The organism is Novosphingobium sp. EMRT-2, from assembly GCF_005145025.1.
Lineage (GTDB): Bacteria > Pseudomonadota > Alphaproteobacteria > Sphingomonadales > Sphingomonadaceae > Novosphingobium.
Window position 1 is genome coordinate 1954398 of the sequence record NZ_CP039695.1, and the last position, 14157, is coordinate 1968554.

Below are 14157 nucleotides of genomic sequence, written 5' to 3' on the forward strand. Positions count from 1 at the left end.
GCGACCTGAGCTTGTCGAAGCACGCGCGCCAACGCCGGCCGCGCACGCCATGATCCTCGGCGCGGTCCTGGCCGGCGGGCAATCCTCGCGCTTCGGCAGTGACAAGGCGCTGGCCGAACTCGCTGGCCGCACCCTGCTGGCCCGCGCGGTGGAAGCGCTGCAGGCGCAGTGCGACGCGGTGGTGGTGGTGGGGCGAAAGGATGCCCCGGTACCGACCCTGCCCGACCGCCCGCGCCCTGGCATGGGGCCGCTGGGCGGCATCGCGGCGGCGCTGCACCACGCGGCGGACGCGGGCTACGACGCCGTGCTGACCTGCCCGGTCGATGCGGCGGGGCTGGCCGGCACCGTGGCCGCCGACCTCGCCCCTTCGCCCGCCTATTGCGCGGACCAGCCGGTGATCGGCCTGTGGCCGGTCAGCGCCCGCGCGCCGCTCGACGCGATGCTGGCGGGCAACGGCAAGCATTCGATGCGCGCCTTTGCCGGGCTGATCGGCGCGCGGGCTGTGCAACTTCCTGTCCTTCCTGCTAATATCAATACACCGGCGGACCTCGAGTCCGCGGAGAGGCGATCCCATGGGTTATGAGCGTCAGGCCGATTTCGGCACTCCGGAAGTCCGTTCCGACACGCAGGTCACCTGCACGATCGACGGGCGCGCGGTAACGGTGCCCGCCGGCACCACCGTGATGCGCGCGGCGGCGCTGACCGGCGGGGCCATCCCCAAGCTCTGCGCCACCGACAACGTCAAGCAGTTCGGCTCGTGCCGGATGTGCCTTGTCGAGATCGACGGGATGCGCGGCACGCCCGCCTCCTGCACCACGCCCGTGGCCGAAGGGATGACCGTCCACACCCAGACCCCGCGCCTGCAGAAGCTGCGCAAGGGGGTGATGGAACTCTACATCTCCGACCACCCGCTCGATTGCCTGACCTGCAGCGCCAACAACGATTGCGAGTTGCAGGATACCGCCGCGCAAGTGGGCCTGCGCGACGTGCGCTATGGCTATGCGGGCGAGAACCACCTCGATCAGCCGGCCGATACCTCCAACCCCTATTTCGATTTCGATCCGTCGAAGTGCATCGTCTGTTCGCGCTGCGTGCGCGCGTGCGAGGAAGTGCAGGGCACCTTTGCGCTGACCATCGACGGGCGCGGCTTCGGCTCGAAAGTCTCGGCCGGCCTCGCCTCGGACAGCTTCCTCTCGTCCGAATGCGTCTCGTGCGGAGCCTGCGTGCAGGCCTGCCCGACCGCGACCTTGCAGGAAAAGGCAGTCAAGGAGATCGGCAAGCCCGAACGCGCCGTCGTCACCACCTGCGCCTATTGCGGGGTGGGCTGCACCTTCCGCGCCGAGATGCGCGGCGAACAGTTGGTGCGCATGGTGCCGTGGAAGGACGGCAAGGCCAACCGCGGCCACTCCTGCGTCAAGGGCCGCTTCGCCTGGGGCTATGCCCAGCACCAGGACCGCATTCTCAAGCCGATGATCCGCGCGAGCATCGACGAACCCTGGCGGGAAGTGAGCTGGGAAGAGGCGCTTGGACACACCGCGCGCGAACTGAAGCGGATTGAGGAAAAGTACGGCCGGCAGGCGCTGGGCGGCATCACTTCCAGCCGCTGCACCAACGAGGAGACCTTCCTCGTCCAGAAGCTGATCCGCGCCGGCTTCGGCAACAACAACGTCGATACCTGCGCGCGCGTCTGCCATTCGCCCACCGGCTATGGCCTGAAGACCACGTTCGGCACCTCGGCCGGCACGCAGGACTTCGATTCGGTCGAGGATTCGGACGTGATCCTGGTGATCGGCGCCAACCCCACCGATGGGCACCCGGTGTTCGGCAGCCGCATGAAGAAGCGGCTGCGCCAGGGCGCCAAGCTGATCGTGATCGATCCGCGCCGCACCGATCTGGTGCGCAGCCCCCATGTCACGGCGGACTACCACCTGCCGCTGCGCCCCGGCACCAACGTGGCGGTGCTGACCGCGCTCGCCCACGTGATCGTCACCGAAGGCCTCGCCGACGAAGCCTTCGTGCGCGAACGCTGCGACTGGGACGAATACCGCCACTGGGCCGATTTCGTGTCCGACGCGCGGCACAGCCCAGAATTCCTCGAACCTGTCACCGGCGTTCCCGCCGAAGCCTTGCGCGGCGCGGCGCGGCTCTTCGCCACGGGCGGCAACGGGGCCATTTATTACGGCCTGGGCGTGACCGAGCATTCGCAGGGTTCGTCCACCGTCATGGCCATCGCCAACCTCGCCATGGCCACGGGCAACATCGGCCGTCGCGGCGTGGGCGTGAACCCCCTGCGCGGGCAGAACAACGTGCAGGGCGCCTGCGACATGGGCAGCTTCCCGCACGAGCTGTCGGGCTATCGCCATGTCTCCGATGCCGGCGCGCGCGCGCTGTTCGAGGCCGAATGGGGCGTGAAGATCGATCCCGAGCCGGGTCTGCGCATCCCCAACATGCTCGACGCCGCGACCGACGGCGTGTTCAAGGCGCTCTACATCCAGGGCGAGGACATCCTCCAGTCGGACCCGGATACGAAGCACGTTTCGGCCGGCCTCGCCGCGATGGAATGCGTGATCGTCCACGACCTGTTCCTCAACGAGACCGCCAACTACGCCCACGTGTTCCTGCCGGGATCGAGCTTCCTCGAGAAGAACGGCACGTTCACCAACGCCGAACGCCGCATCCAGCCGGTGCGCAAGGTGATGGAACCGCTGAACGGGTACGAGGACTGGCAGGTCACGCAGGAACTGGCGCGCGCGATCGGGCTGGACTGGAACTACACCCATCCCAGCGAGATCATGGACGAGATCGCGCGGCTGACGCCGACGTTCTCCGGCGTGAACTATGCCCGGCTCGATGCCGAGGGATCGCTGCAATGGCCGGTCAACGCCGCCGCCCCCGATGGCTCGCCGATCATGCACGTTGATGGCTTCGTGCGCGGCAAGGGCAAGTTCGTGGTCACCGACTACGTGCCCACCGACGAGCGCACCGGCCCGCGCTTCCCGCTGCTGCTGACCACCGGCCGCATCCTCTCGCACTACAACGTCGGCGCGCAGACGCGGCGCACCGCCAATGTCGCGTGGCATCCCGAGGACCTGCTCGAAATGCACCCGACCGACGCCGAAAACCGGGGCGTGAAGTCTGGCGACTGGGTCCGCCTCGCCAGCCGCGCGGGCGAGACCACGCTGCGCGTGACCGTGACCGACCGCGTCGCGCCTGGTGTCGTCTATACCACCTTCCACCACCCGGCGACGCAGGCCAACGTCGTCACCACCGACTATTCCGACTGGGCCACCAACTGCCCCGAATACAAGGTCACCGCCGTGCAGGTCACCCCCAGCAACGGCCCGACCGACTGGCAGGAGGGCTACGAGGAACTCACCCGCCGCTCGCGCCGGATCGAGGGCAGCGCGATGGAGGCCGCCGAATGAGCAGCCACACGCCCGAAAAGCTCGCCTACATGGCCAACCAGATCGCCCGAAACCTCGCGCTCGAACCCGATGCGGTCGGCATGGTCGCCCAGCACATCCAGGACTTCTGGACCCCGCGCATGAAGCACATGGCCTGCGCCCTCGACGGCGCGGCGCTGGACCCCGTCGCCCGCGAAGCGCTCGCCCGGCTGGCCGGGCAGTACGGCGCCGCCGCCGCGTCCTGATGTCCAGCCCGGACGGCGCGCGCGCGTTTCCGTTTCGCGAACATTTCGCCGATGGCCGGCCGCCGCGCGCGATCGACCGCGCGCTGGCGGTGGAAGCGCCCGTCGCGATCGAGATCAACGGCATCGGCTATGCCGTGATGATGGCGACGCCCACCGATCTTGAAGACTACGCGCTGGGCTTCTGCCTGTCGGAACAGCTCATCGCTGCGCCGGACGAGTTCCATTCGGCCGACGCGCACGCGATCGACGGCGGCGGCTGGATGCTGCGCGTGCAGATCGCGCCGTCCCGCGCCGCGCCCCTGCTCGATCGCGCACGGCTGCGGCTGGCCGAGGGCAGTTGCGGGCTGTGCGGGATCGAAAGCCTGGAACAGGTGCTGCGCCCGCTGCCGCAGGTCACGGCGCGCATAACCGTGGAGGATGCCGCCGTGTTCGCGGCGCTGGCCGCGCTGCCGGACCATCAGCCGCTGGGCGAGGCGACGCGCGCCGCCCACGCCGCCGCGTTCTGCGCGCCCGATGGCACGATCCTGGCCGCGCGCGAGGATGTCGGCCGCCACAACGCCTTCGACAAGCTGGTCGGCGCGCTGGCGCACCAGGGATGGTCGCCCGCCGCAGGCTTCGTCGTGCTGACCGCGCGGTGCAGCTACGAACTGGTGCAGAAGGCGGTGATCGCGGGCTTTCCGCTGCTGGTCACCGTCTCGGCCGCCTCGACCATGGCGACGGAGCGCGCCGCCGCGCACGGGCTGCGGCTGTACAGCCTTGCGCGCGGAGACAGCCTGCTCGAGTCCTGACCGGCCACATCTTGGCCGGCCGCGTCTTCAGGCCATCCGCGCCAGCGCGTCTTCCAGAGCCGCCATCGAAACCGGCTTGGACAGCAGCGGCGCATCGGGCGCGCCCGTGCCGGCGTCCAGCGTGGCGTGGCCGCTGAGATAGCAGAACGGAATGCCGGCGTCGCGCAACTGCCGCGCGACGGGAACCGAATTGCCGTCGCTGCCCAGCGAAAAGTCCAGCAGCGCCGCTTCCACCGGGTTGTCCGTCAGCAGGCTCAGCGCGTGTTCGGCGCTGGCGGCCGGCCCGATCACCTCATGCCCCAGATCGGCCAGGCTTTCCTCCAGCATCATGGCGAGCAACGGCTCATCTTCGACCACCAGCACGCGCATGTCTGTTCCCCTGGCGGTCGTCGCCGCGTCCCCGTTCCGGTGGGATACTGCATTGCGATGAAAACGGATACAATCCCATTGGGTGACTAACATATGAGGGTCCACAGCGTTAACATGAGTCCGCCGGTGACCCCGCCAATGCCCTCGGCCCCGTCCGCTCCGGCCCGTTTCGACACGGCGCCGGGGCTGGATCGCCGCGCGCGGCTGGGCGTGGCGCTGGGCGTGGCCGTGCTGCACGCGCTGGCGATCTGGGCGGTGGTGCGGGCGTTCGGCGGCCTGCCCGCGGTGCTGCGCGAGGTGGGGCTCGAATCGGTCGTGGCCGCCTACGACGTTCCTCTCGACAAACCGCCGCCGTCGGCGACCGCCACGACCACCGAGCCCGAAGGCGCGGAAGGAGCATCGGGCCGCAAGGCGAAACCGCGCGAAATCGTGGCCGCGCCCGCCCGGATCCCCAACAAGGCGCCACCGGCCGCCCCGGCCGCGTCGACCGGCAACGATACCCGCTCCGGCGCCACCGCGGCGGGCGCCGGCACAGGCGGGGGAGCGGCGGGCGGTGGCACCGGCAACGGTGGCAACGGCAACGGCGCGGGCGGGCGCTTTGTGGCGCAGAAGGCGGTCAAGATCGCCGGCGACATCACCTCCGCCCGCGATTATCCGGCCACCTCGCGCACCAGCCGGCTGGGTACCAGCGTGATCGTCGCGCTGGTGGTCGGAACCGACGGCCGGGTGAAGGGCTGCACGGTGCGCAAGCGCAGCGGCGATCCCGAGGCCGATGGCATCACCTGCCGCCTTGCCATCGACCGCTTCCGGTTTCGCCCCGCGCTCGACCAGAACGGCGATCCGCTGGAATCGGTCTATGGCTGGGAGCAGCGCTTCTTCGCGCCCTGATGCGCCGATTATCCGCGCGGCATCCGGTAATTCGTATCCCCGCCCCTTGCGGCCGTGCGCGCTTGCCGCGAAACTGGGGCCATGATCGCGCAGACCATCCAGCTCGCGCTCGCCCCGGTTTTCGTGCTGGTGGCGATCGGCAACATCATGAACATCCTGACCACGCGGCTGGGCCGGATCGTCGACCGTTCGCGCGCGCTGCAGAAGCTGCACGCCGAAACGCACGGGGCGGAGCACGATCGCGTGGTGGTGGAACTGCGCTATGTCGACCGGCGCATCCAGCTGATCGGCCACGCCCTGCTGCTGCTGGTCTGCTCGGGGCTGGCCATTGGGGTCACCGTCGGCACGCTGTTCATCGGCGATATCAACGGGTTCGAGCTGCGCCACGTCACCAGCGTCACGTTCTTCCTCGCCATCGCCCTGCTGATGGTGGCGCTGATCTACCTGCTGCTCGAAACCCGGCTGGTGGCGCAGACGCTGCGGCTGCCGCAGGAACTGCTGGAACTGGAACGCCGCGACCTGTGAGCGGCTGACCCCGGCGAAACGGTCAGGCCAGCAGCTTCTCGCCCTTTTCGCGGATCACGCCCTCGATCATCCGCCGCGCGAAGCCGAGGCCATCGGGCATCGTCACGTCGATCACCAGTTCCGCCTCTTCCAGCGTGACCGCGCAGGGGACGGTGAAGCCCATCGCCGATACGTCCATGGCCAGATGATCCTCGTCGCGCCAGGTCATGTCGACCGAGGCGAGGCTGCCGAGCATGTCGCTGGCCTTGGCTGAAGCCTTGCCGGCCTTCTCCTGCATCCGGCGGCGCACCTCGTCCTTGCCAAGCGAATGGGGAATGGCGACGCGCATCAGGTGTTCTCCGGCGGGGCGGCGGGTGGCGGGTTCAGTTGCGGAGTCGCCTCGGCCTCCCCCAGCCCTTCGCCATAGCGATAGTCGAGGTAGCGCCCCCGCACGGCCAGATCGTCGATGTCGCCGGCGGCCAGCTTGCGCGTGATCTCGTCGATCTCGCGGCTGATCTTGCCCAGGCCATCGGCCAGCTGCTGATCGGCGTTGCGCCCGCCGCGTTCCTCGCGCTTCAGGTGCGCGGGGATGCGGCGATAGCTTTCGACCATGCCGGGCAGGTGTTCGCCCACCAGCTTGCGCACTTCGGCGACGGCGGGCTCGGCCGGATCGATCCCTTCGAGCTGCACCCCCAGCCCGTCCAGCTGCACGCCGATCTGGTCGACAAGCTGCACGGCGGGCGCAGGCAGCGCCGGGCGCTGCGCTTCCAGCCACAGTTCGGTGCGTCCTACCATGGATCGGACGTTGCCGGTGTTCAGCGCGGCCAGATCGGGCACTTTCAGGCGCGGATAGCGGCCGAAGAAGAACAGCGCCGCCGCGATCGTCAGCACCATCAGCATCAGGCCGGTCACGCCGATCCCGTCGATGGCCAGGCCCACGCCCATCGCCGCGACCAGGATCACGCCCACCGCCATGGCCATGCGCGCCGCCTTGCGCGCGACATGCTGGCGCTTCATCTCGGCCGAACGCTGCCCGATCGAGCGCCCGCCCACGCGCCGCCCGCCGGCCTGCTGGCGGACCAGCGAAGCGCGCGCTTCGGTCAGGATGCGCTGACTGTCATGCGATTCGCCGGCCATCGTCCGGTCCATCAGCCTTCAAGGCTCAGCAGCGGCGAGGTTTCGGGGCCGGCGAGCTTGGCCTGCGAAGCGCCTTCGGCCCGCGCGATATAGCCCTTGGATTTCTCGACCTCGCCCGAAAGCGTCGTCACCGTCTGCTTCATCGCGTCGAGCGCCTTCAGCTTGAACGTGTCGATGGTGTCCATCGTGTCGTAGATGTTCTGGAACGCGCGCTGCAACGTTTCCAGCGGGATCGTGCTGGAAGCGGCCATCTCGTGGATCTTGCCGGTCTGCTCGCGCAGCAGCTTGCCGGTCGAATCGATGATGTTGGCGGTCGTCGTGTTCAGCGCGGTGATCTGCTGCAGCACCAGCCGCTGGTTGGTCATCGCCTGGGCCACGGTGACGGCGGTGCGCAGCGCGGCCACGGTGGTGGTGCTGGCGCGATCGACGCCCTTGACCAGTTCGACATTGTTCTTCTTGACCAGATCGAGCGCGAGATAGCCCTGCACCGTCACCGCCATCTGCGTCAGCAGGTCCTGCGTGCGCTGGCGGGTATAGAACAGCGCGGATTCGCGGATCGCCTTGGCCTTGGCCGGATCGGTCGCGTCGAGGTCGTTGGCGGCGTCCTCCAGCTTCTGGTCGAGCGTCTTCGAGATGTGGATCATCTGCTCCAGGTTGCCCATGGCTTCCCACAGCTTCTGCCGCTCCACGTCGATCGCGGCATTGTCCATCAGCAGCTCGTCCTTGCCCGAGGCAAGCCGGTCGAGGATCGCCTTGATGTGCCCCTGGGCGGAGGTGTAGCCGTCGAAGTAGTTCTTCAGCTTGTTGCCGAACGGGATGATGCCAAGGAACTTGCGCGGCGAGGAAAGATTGCCCTGCCGGCCGGGATCGAGGTCTTCCACCGTGCGGCGCAACTGGGCAAGATCGGCGCCGACGCCGCTGTCCTTGTCCATCGCGCGGATCGGCCGGTCGAGAAAGCGGTTCGACATGCCCGCGGCCGCCACGATTTCCTTGCGGCCCATGTTGGTAAGCTGATCCACCCGCTTGCCGAATTCCGGGCTGGCCGCGTCCTGCGCGATCAGATCGGCGACGAAGGCATCGACCTTGGCTTCCAGCTTGCCCCGGTTCTCGTCGGACACGGGCACCAGGCCCGCCGCCTGCGCGGGCGCGACGACCGGCACCGGATCGGGCGGCGTCAGGGTGATCGGGCTGATGGTTTCGGTGGGTGTCGTGGCCATGGTCGTTTCGCTCGTTGAGGGCGGTTATGCCACGATAGATGGGGAAAGCCGTTCCGTCACGCAAGCTGTATTATGCAAATAACACAGCCTCACCCGCTGCGAAGCCGTATCGACCTTGCGCCCGAACGGGCGTAGCGATGAAGCGCACCGGGGGCCAAGGAGGGAACAGCGATCAGGTTCGATCCGAAAGACCTGCCGAAAGACCTCGTGGCCGGGCTGGCCGTCGCCGGCCTCATGATCCCCGAAGGCGTGGCCTATGCCGGGATTGCCGGGCTGGACCCGGCGCGGGCGCTGGCGGCCGGCATCGCGGGCGGATTCGCCTATGCGCTGGTGGGGCGCAGCCGCTTCGCCGTGGTCTCGCCCACGTCCTCGTCCGCCGCGATCCTGGCCGCCGCGCTGACCAGCCTGCCGGGCGACGCCGCGACGCGGGCGGTGCTGGCGACGGTGCTGGTGGGCATGACCGGGCTGATCTTCCTGGGCGCGGCGCTGTTCCGGCTGGGCAGCCTCTCGGCCTTCGTCTCGCGCCCGGTGCTGCGCGGCTTCGCCTTCGGCCTCGCCATCACCATCGTCGTCCGGCAATTGCCCAAGCTGCTGGGCATCGCCGGCATCGCCACGGGCAACATCGCGGTCATGACGGCGGAAATCGCGGGCGGGCTGCGCGCGGCCAATCCCGCCAGCGCGCTGATCGGCCTGGCCGCGCTGACGCTGCTGCTCCTGGTGCGGGCGCGCTGGCCGCGCGTGCCGGTCACGCTCGCGGTGCTGGCGGCGGGCATTCTCGCCAGCGTGGCGCTGGACCTCTCTGCGCACGGCGTGGCGCTGGCGGGCGAGATTCGGCTGGCCATGCCCACGTTCGACCTGCCCACGCTGGCGGCGGGCCAATGGGCGCGGATGGCGCAGCTCGCGGTGCCGATCGCGCTGATCCTCTTCGCCGAAAGCTGGGGCACGATCCGCACCATGGCCCTGCGCCACGGCGATGCGATCGAGTCGAATCGCGAACTCGTCGCGCTGGGCGTGGCCAACATGGCCTCGGCGCTGGTACGCGGGATGCCCGTGGGCGCGGGTTTCTCCGCCGGCGCGGCCAGCGAGGCGGCGGGCGCACACTCGCGCCTCACCGCGCTGACGGCGGCGCTGGCGGTGCTGCTGCTCGCGCTGTTCGCCACCGGCCTGATCGCGGCGATTCCCGAACCGGTGCTGGCCGCCGTGGTTATCGCAGCGCTGGCCCACGCGCTGTCACCGGGGCCGCTCGTGCGCCTGTTCCGGCTGGACCGCGACCAGTGGATCGCGCTGGGCGCGGCGCTGGGCGTGCTGACGCTGGGCGTGCTCAACGGAATGCTGGCGGCGGTGGCGCTCTCGGTCGCGGCGCTGCTCCACACCTATTCGCGGCCGCGCATCAGCGCGCTGGGGCGCGTGGGCGACGGGCACGATTTCGTCGACATGCGCCAGCATCCCGACGCGCGTGGCCTGCCCGGCGTGGGCATCTACCGTCCCAACGCGCCGCTGATCTTCGCCAACGCCGAAGGCGCACTGGCGGAAGTGGCGAGGCTGGCGGCAAGCGACGGCGCGCGCACCGTGGTGCTCAGCCTGGAGCAGAGCGCCGATCTCGACAGCACCGCCGCCGAGGCGCTGGGCGAATTCGTGGGCGCCCAAGGCAAGGCCGGCCGCCGCGTGATCCTCGCCCGCCTGCACGATCGCGCCCGCGCGGTGCTGGCGGCGAGCGGGCTGGACGGCGTGGCCGCCACGGGTACGTTCAGCGTCGCCGATGCGGTGGCGCAAGCAATGCGGGAGCAATGACGATGGCGATGGCCCAGAGGATAGAACCGCTGCTGCATCCGGTCGAACTGCGCCGGCTCCGGCCGACGCAGATGACGGTCGGCTTCATCGAGGTCGAACGCAAGCAGCACGCCTGGCGACAGCAGGTGGCGGAAGCGGGCGGCGAATACCTCGGCCGGCACATGATCCCGGTGGTGATCGGGCCGAAACAGGTGCCCTGGCTGATCGATCACCACCACCTTGCGCTGGCGCTGCTGCGCGAAGGGGTGGAGCACGTGCTGGTCAGCGTCGTCGCCAAGCTCGATCACCTCCCGCGCGACCGGTTCCTGACCTTCCTCGACAACCGCAACTGGCTGCATCCCTATGATGCGGACGGGGAGCGGCGGCCGCTGAAGGACCTGCCGAAGCACCTCGACGATCTGGCCGACGATCCTTACCGCTCGCTGGCCGGCGAGGTCCGCCGCGCCGGCGGCTACGCCAAGTCGCCCACGCCCTATGCCGAATTCCTGTGGGCCGATTTCCTGCGCAGCCGCGTGTCGGCCAAGCAGATCGCCCGTCACTACCCCCGCGCGCTGGCCAAGGCGCTGGACGCGGTGCGCTCGCACGAGGCGGCTTATCTGCCGGGGTTCGCCGGGGTGGATGAGTAGGGATGTATCGCTTGCAGACCCGGAGCGTGGCAAGCCCACCCCGCTGCGGCTAACACCGCCTGCGGCGGCATAAGCCTCGCTCCCCTCCCGCAAGCGGGAGGGGTTGGGGGTGGGAACCCCTCGCCTCCCGCCGTCAGGCCGCCAGCCGGTAAGGCTCGATCTCGCCCGCCAGATAGAGCTTCTTGGCCTTGGCGCGGCTGAGCTTGCCCGAGCTGGTGCGGGGCAGGGTGCGCGGGGGGACGAGTTCGACCACGCAGTTCATGCCGGTGATCGAGCGGACCTTCTCGCGGATCTGGTCGCGCAGCTTCACCCGCTCCACCGGATCGGAAACGCGGCAGTGGACCAGCACCGCCGGCGCTTCCTCGCCGTTCTCGGTTTCCACCGAGAAGGCGGCGATATCGCCCTGGTGGAAGCCCGGCAACTGTTCCACCGCCCATTCGATGTCCTGCGGCCAGTGGTTCTTGCCGTTGATGATGATCATGTCCTTGGCGCGGCCGACGATGAACAGGTAGCCCTCGGCGTTGAGGTAGCCCATGTCGCCGGTGTCGAGCCAGCCATCGACCATGCAGGCGTCGGTCGATTCGGGATCGCGGAAATAGCTGTGCATCACCGACGAGCCGCGGCACCACACCTTGCCGATGTGATGATGCGCCAGCGCGCCGCCGTTCTCGCCGCGAATCGCGATGTCCATGCCCTTCACCGGCACGCCGCAGTTGACGATGGCGCGGTAGCGCGCCGGGCGCGAGAGGTCGCGCGGGCAGCCGGACAGGCGCTCTTCCTCGACCAGTTCCACGCGGATGCCTTCGCCCGGCGGCATGATCGTCACCGCCAGCGTCGCTTCCGCCAGGCCGTAGCTGGGCAGGAAGGCGCTCGCCTTGAACCCGGCCTCGGCGAAAGCGTTGACGAAGTTCTGCATCACGTCGGGCCGGATCATGTCCGCGCCGTTGCCCGCCACGCGCCAGCGCGACAGGTCGAAGCGTTCGGAAACGTGGCTCTGGCTGGAAATGCGGCGGGCGCAGATGTCGTAGCCGAAGGTGGGCGAATAGGAGAGCGTGGTGCCCGGATTGCGGCTGATGAGATCGAGCCAGGCGAGCGGGCGCCGCGCAAAATCCTCGGTCTTGAGGTAGTCCACCGAAACCTGGTTGGCGATCGGCGAGAGGAAACAGCCGACCAGCCCCATGTCGTGATACCACGGCAGCCAGGAGATGCAGCGGTCGGGCGTGGTGATGCCCATGCCGTGCGCGTGGCCCGCCAGGTTCGCCAGCAGCGCGCGGTGCGTCACCGCCACGCCGTGCGGGAAACGCGTCGAACCGCTCGAATACTGGAGATAGCAGATCGCGTCGGGATCGGCCGGCGGCAGCGGCTGGTCCGAAACCGGGCCGGCGTGGAATTCATCCCACGACAGGCCCTTGCAGCCCTGCCGCGCGGCGGCTTCGCCCGCCATGGTCGCGATCTCGCCGGGGAACAGCAGCATCAGCGGGTCCGAGCTGGCGAGCTGGACCGCAAGCTGGTCAATGTAGCTGTCCTTGCCGCCGAAGCTGGTCGGCAACGGCAGCGGCACCGGCCAGGCGCCGGCATAGATCGTGCCGCAGAACAGCGCCGCGAAATCGGGGCCGGTTTCGGCGACCAGCGCGATCCGGTCGCCCGGCCGCACGCCCATGGCCAGCAGCCGGCCGGCCGCCGCCAGCGCGTCGGCGCGCAGTTCGGCGTAAGGGTAGGGGCGGGTCAGCGTGCCACGCGGATCGTGGAAATTGAGGCCCTTCTCGCCCTGCGCGACATAGTCCAGCGCATCGCAGAAGGTATCGAAATCGGAATAGCGACGCGGCAATGCATCGTCGTTCGGCGTGGGAACGAGAGCCGCCTTCTCCACAACGGCGTCCGTAACGGTCATGCGATACCCCGGTTTCTCTGTCTTTTTCCTGCCGGGCGTTTCTGCTTCGGCAGGTGAACGGCCCATGACTGTGTCCCGGTTCCCCTGCGCGGGGTACGGGTGCGGACGTTCTCATTTAATCCTGACTGTGGCACGAATGTGGCGCGATGAATCCGCAAGGTGTTCCAGACCGGCGCAAACGGCCGCCCAAACCACTCGATCCGGCCCGGATGGAGGACATGGCGCTCGCCTATGTCGCGCGCTTCGCCACCAGCGCGGGCAAGCTCGCCGCCTATCTCGCGCGCAAGCTGCGCGAACGGGGCTGGGACGGGCCAGCCCCGCCCGACGTCGACGGGCTGGTCGCCCGCTTCGTGCGCGCGGGCTATGTCGACGATGCCGGCTATGCGCGGGGGAAGGCGCAGGGCCTGCTGCGGCGCGGCTATGGCGCGCGGCGGATCGAGCAGGCGCTGGGGCACGCGGGCATTGCCGAAGACGTGCGCGCGGAGGCGCGCGGATCGGAACGCGACCGCCGCCACGCCGCGCTGGTGATGGCGCGCAAGCGGCGCTTCGGCCCGTGGGGCGGGGATCGCGAAGCGGAGGGTCCGAAGATCGATCCGGCCCGGCGCGAACGGCAGGTCGCCGCGCTGCTGCGCGCGGGGCACCCCCTTGCATACGCGCGCCGACTGGTCGATGAGCCTAGCATCGAGGCAGCGGAAGAATGGGTCGATGAAATTCTGGATTAAGACCGCCGCACTGGCATGCACCGTGGCCGTGATCGGCTGCTCGCCCGTCGCGGCCGATACGGGCGGGAAAAGCGCCGCGCAGCCCGCCGCCGCCGCGCCGGCGACGCATCCGGTCTCCGGCCTGCCCGTCGTCACGCTCACGGTCACCGGGGCCAAGGGGCCGCACGCCTTCCGCGTCGAAGTCGCCCGCACCAGCGAGGAACAGGCGCAGGGCCTCATGTTCCGCACCGCGATGGGCGCGGACGAAGGCATGATCTTCCCGATGGACCCGCCGCGCGACGCCGCGTTCTGGATGAAGAACACGGTCATCCCGCTCGACATCATCTTCATCGGCCCGGACCGGCGCATTCTCAACATCGCCGCCGGGGCGGTGCCCTATGACCTGACCCCGCTGCCGTCGGACGGCGTCGCTTCGGGCGTGCTCGAACTGAACGGCGGCCGCGCGGCGGAACTGGGGATCAAGCCCGGCGACAAGGTGGCGTGGTAGGAGCGGGCCAGCGCTGCGGTTCGACCATTTGCCGTGGGGGCAAGCCACTAAAAGGGGACTATCCCGGCTTGCGGAATCCCCCCCTCAG

Annotated in this window: 15 protein-coding genes; 10 read left to right on the forward strand and 5 right to left on the reverse strand. The window is 69.3% G+C overall.

The window, feature by feature from the left end:
* The first annotated feature begins 49 nt into the window (after positions 1-49).
* Genes FA702_RS09670 through fdhD form a run of 4 tightly spaced genes read left to right on the forward strand, consistent with a single transcriptional unit; the run spans position 50 to position 4437 of the window.
* On the forward strand, positions 50-583 hold the full coding sequence (locus tag FA702_RS09670; protein WP_136955984.1) for a molybdenum cofactor guanylyltransferase: 534 nt from the start codon (positions 50-52) through the stop codon (positions 581-583).
* Positions 573-3425 (forward strand): formate dehydrogenase subunit alpha, encoded by a 2853-nt coding sequence (fdhF, locus tag FA702_RS09675; RefSeq protein ID WP_136955985.1) that lies wholly within the window; start codon positions 573-575, stop codon positions 3423-3425. Before FA702_RS09670 ends, fdhF begins: the two co-directional genes overlap by 11 nt.
* On the forward strand, positions 3422-3649 hold the full coding sequence (locus FA702_RS09680) for a formate dehydrogenase subunit delta (protein WP_255504510.1): 228 nt from the start codon (positions 3422-3424) through the stop codon (positions 3647-3649). The genes fdhF and FA702_RS09680 overlap by 4 nt, the downstream gene beginning before the upstream one ends.
* Complete coding sequence (gene fdhD, locus FA702_RS09685; RefSeq protein ID WP_136955986.1) at positions 3649-4437, forward strand: formate dehydrogenase accessory sulfurtransferase FdhD; 789 nt, start codon at positions 3649-3651, stop codon at positions 4435-4437. The genes FA702_RS09680 and fdhD overlap by 1 nt, the downstream gene beginning before the upstream one ends.
* 27 nt (positions 4438-4464) lie before the next feature.
* On the opposite strand, the gene FA702_RS09690 is transcribed toward fdhD, so the two are convergent.
* Positions 4465-4806, reverse strand: a complete 342-nt coding sequence (locus FA702_RS09690) for a response regulator (protein ID WP_168196042.1) — start codon at positions 4804-4806, stop codon at positions 4465-4467.
* Between the two features lie 126 nt (positions 4807-4932).
* On the opposite strand from FA702_RS09690, the gene FA702_RS09695 reads away from it, so the two are divergent.
* Together FA702_RS09695 and FA702_RS09700 are read left to right on the forward strand one after the other, a co-directional pair.
* Positions 4933-5694 carry a TonB family protein gene (locus FA702_RS09695; protein ID WP_255504511.1) on the forward strand — a complete coding sequence of 254 codons (762 nt, stop codon included), beginning with the start codon at positions 4933-4935 and terminating at the stop codon, positions 5692-5694.
* An 81-nt stretch (positions 5695-5775) separates the two neighbouring features.
* On the forward strand, positions 5776-6219 hold the full coding sequence (locus FA702_RS09700) for a DUF2721 domain-containing protein (RefSeq protein WP_124809678.1): 444 nt from the start codon (positions 5776-5778) through the stop codon (positions 6217-6219).
* Positions 6220-6241: 22 nt separating this feature from the next.
* On the opposite strand, the gene FA702_RS09705 is transcribed toward FA702_RS09700, so the two are convergent.
* From FA702_RS09705 to FA702_RS09715, 3 genes are read right to left on the reverse strand one after another with little or no spacing between them, the layout of a single operon-like run.
* Positions 6242-6547, reverse strand: coding sequence for a polyhydroxyalkanoic acid system family protein (locus FA702_RS09705; protein WP_136955988.1), 306 nt, complete (start codon positions 6545-6547; stop codon positions 6242-6244).
* Positions 6547-7335, reverse strand: coding sequence for a hypothetical protein (locus FA702_RS09710; RefSeq protein WP_136955989.1), 789 nt, complete (start codon positions 7333-7335; stop codon positions 6547-6549). Before FA702_RS09710 ends, FA702_RS09705 begins: the two co-directional genes overlap by 1 nt.
* Before the next feature lie 11 nt (positions 7336-7346).
* Positions 7347-8552 (reverse strand): toxic anion resistance protein, encoded by a 1206-nt coding sequence (locus FA702_RS09715; RefSeq protein WP_136955990.1) that lies wholly within the window; start codon positions 8550-8552, stop codon positions 7347-7349.
* 207 nt (positions 8553-8759) lie between these two features.
* Between FA702_RS09715 and FA702_RS09720 the strand changes: the two genes are divergently transcribed.
* On the forward strand, positions 8760-10343 hold the full coding sequence (locus tag FA702_RS09720; RefSeq protein WP_370385459.1) for a SulP family inorganic anion transporter: 1584 nt from the start codon (positions 8760-8762) through the stop codon (positions 10341-10343).
* A gap of 2 nt (positions 10344-10345) precedes the next feature.
* Positions 10346-10969, forward strand: a complete 624-nt coding sequence (locus FA702_RS09725) for a ParB-like protein (protein WP_210417525.1) — start codon at positions 10346-10348, stop codon at positions 10967-10969.
* Between the two features lie 133 nt (positions 10970-11102).
* On the opposite strand, the gene FA702_RS09730 is transcribed toward FA702_RS09725, so the two are convergent.
* Positions 11103-12860 (reverse strand): fatty acyl-AMP ligase, encoded by a 1758-nt coding sequence (locus tag FA702_RS09730; RefSeq protein WP_136955992.1) that lies wholly within the window; start codon positions 12858-12860, stop codon positions 11103-11105.
* A 146-nt stretch (positions 12861-13006) separates the two neighbouring features.
* Here FA702_RS09730 and FA702_RS09735 point away from each other — a divergent pair, with 146 nt between their 5' ends.
* Together FA702_RS09735 and FA702_RS09740 are read left to right on the forward strand one after the other, a co-directional pair.
* On the forward strand, positions 13007-13582 hold the full coding sequence (locus FA702_RS09735; RefSeq protein WP_136955993.1) for a regulatory protein RecX: 576 nt from the start codon (positions 13007-13009) through the stop codon (positions 13580-13582).
* Positions 13566-14069, forward strand: coding sequence for a DUF192 domain-containing protein (locus FA702_RS09740; RefSeq protein WP_136955994.1), 504 nt, complete (start codon positions 13566-13568; stop codon positions 14067-14069). The genes FA702_RS09735 and FA702_RS09740 overlap by 17 nt, the downstream gene beginning before the upstream one ends.
* Positions 14070-14157: the final 88 nt, after the last annotated feature.

What these genes read in the sequence shown, in the direction of transcription:
- FA702_RS09730 (WP_136955992.1), bottom strand. Translation starts at nt 12,860, where the DNA reads ATGACCGTTACGGACGCCGTTGTGGAGAAGGCGGCTCTCGTTCCCACG.
- FA702_RS09725 (WP_210417525.1), top strand. Translation starts at nt 10,346, where the DNA reads ATGGCGATGGCCCAGAGGATAGAACCGCTGCTGCATCCGGTCGAACTG.
- FA702_RS09740 (WP_136955994.1), top strand. Translation starts at nt 13,566, where the DNA reads ATGAAATTCTGGATTAAGACCGCCGCACTGGCATGCACCGTGGCCGTG.
- fdhD (WP_136955986.1), top strand. Translation starts at nt 3,649, where the DNA reads ATGTCCAGCCCGGACGGCGCGCGCGCGTTTCCGTTTCGCGAACATTTC.
- FA702_RS09715 (WP_136955990.1), bottom strand. Translation starts at nt 8,552, where the DNA reads ATGGCCACGACACCCACCGAAACCATCAGCCCGATCACCCTGACGCCG.
- FA702_RS09680 (WP_255504510.1), top strand. Translation starts at nt 3,422, where the DNA reads ATGAGCAGCCACACGCCCGAAAAGCTCGCCTACATGGCCAACCAGATC.
- FA702_RS09705 (WP_136955988.1), bottom strand. Translation starts at nt 6,547, where the DNA reads ATGCGCGTCGCCATTCCCCATTCGCTTGGCAAGGACGAGGTGCGCCGC.
- FA702_RS09735 (WP_136955993.1), top strand. Translation starts at nt 13,007, where the DNA reads ATGAATCCGCAAGGTGTTCCAGACCGGCGCAAACGGCCGCCCAAACCA.
- FA702_RS09670 (WP_136955984.1), top strand. Translation starts at nt 50, where the DNA reads ATGATCCTCGGCGCGGTCCTGGCCGGCGGGCAATCCTCGCGCTTCGGC.
- FA702_RS09690 (WP_168196042.1), bottom strand. Translation starts at nt 4,806, where the DNA reads ATGCGCGTGCTGGTGGTCGAAGATGAGCCGTTGCTCGCCATGATGCTG.
- FA702_RS09700 (WP_124809678.1), top strand. Translation starts at nt 5,776, where the DNA reads ATGATCGCGCAGACCATCCAGCTCGCGCTCGCCCCGGTTTTCGTGCTG.
- fdhF (WP_136955985.1), top strand. Translation starts at nt 573, where the DNA reads ATGGGTTATGAGCGTCAGGCCGATTTCGGCACTCCGGAAGTCCGTTCC.
- FA702_RS09710 (WP_136955989.1), bottom strand. Translation starts at nt 7,335, where the DNA reads ATGGCCGGCGAATCGCATGACAGTCAGCGCATCCTGACCGAAGCGCGC.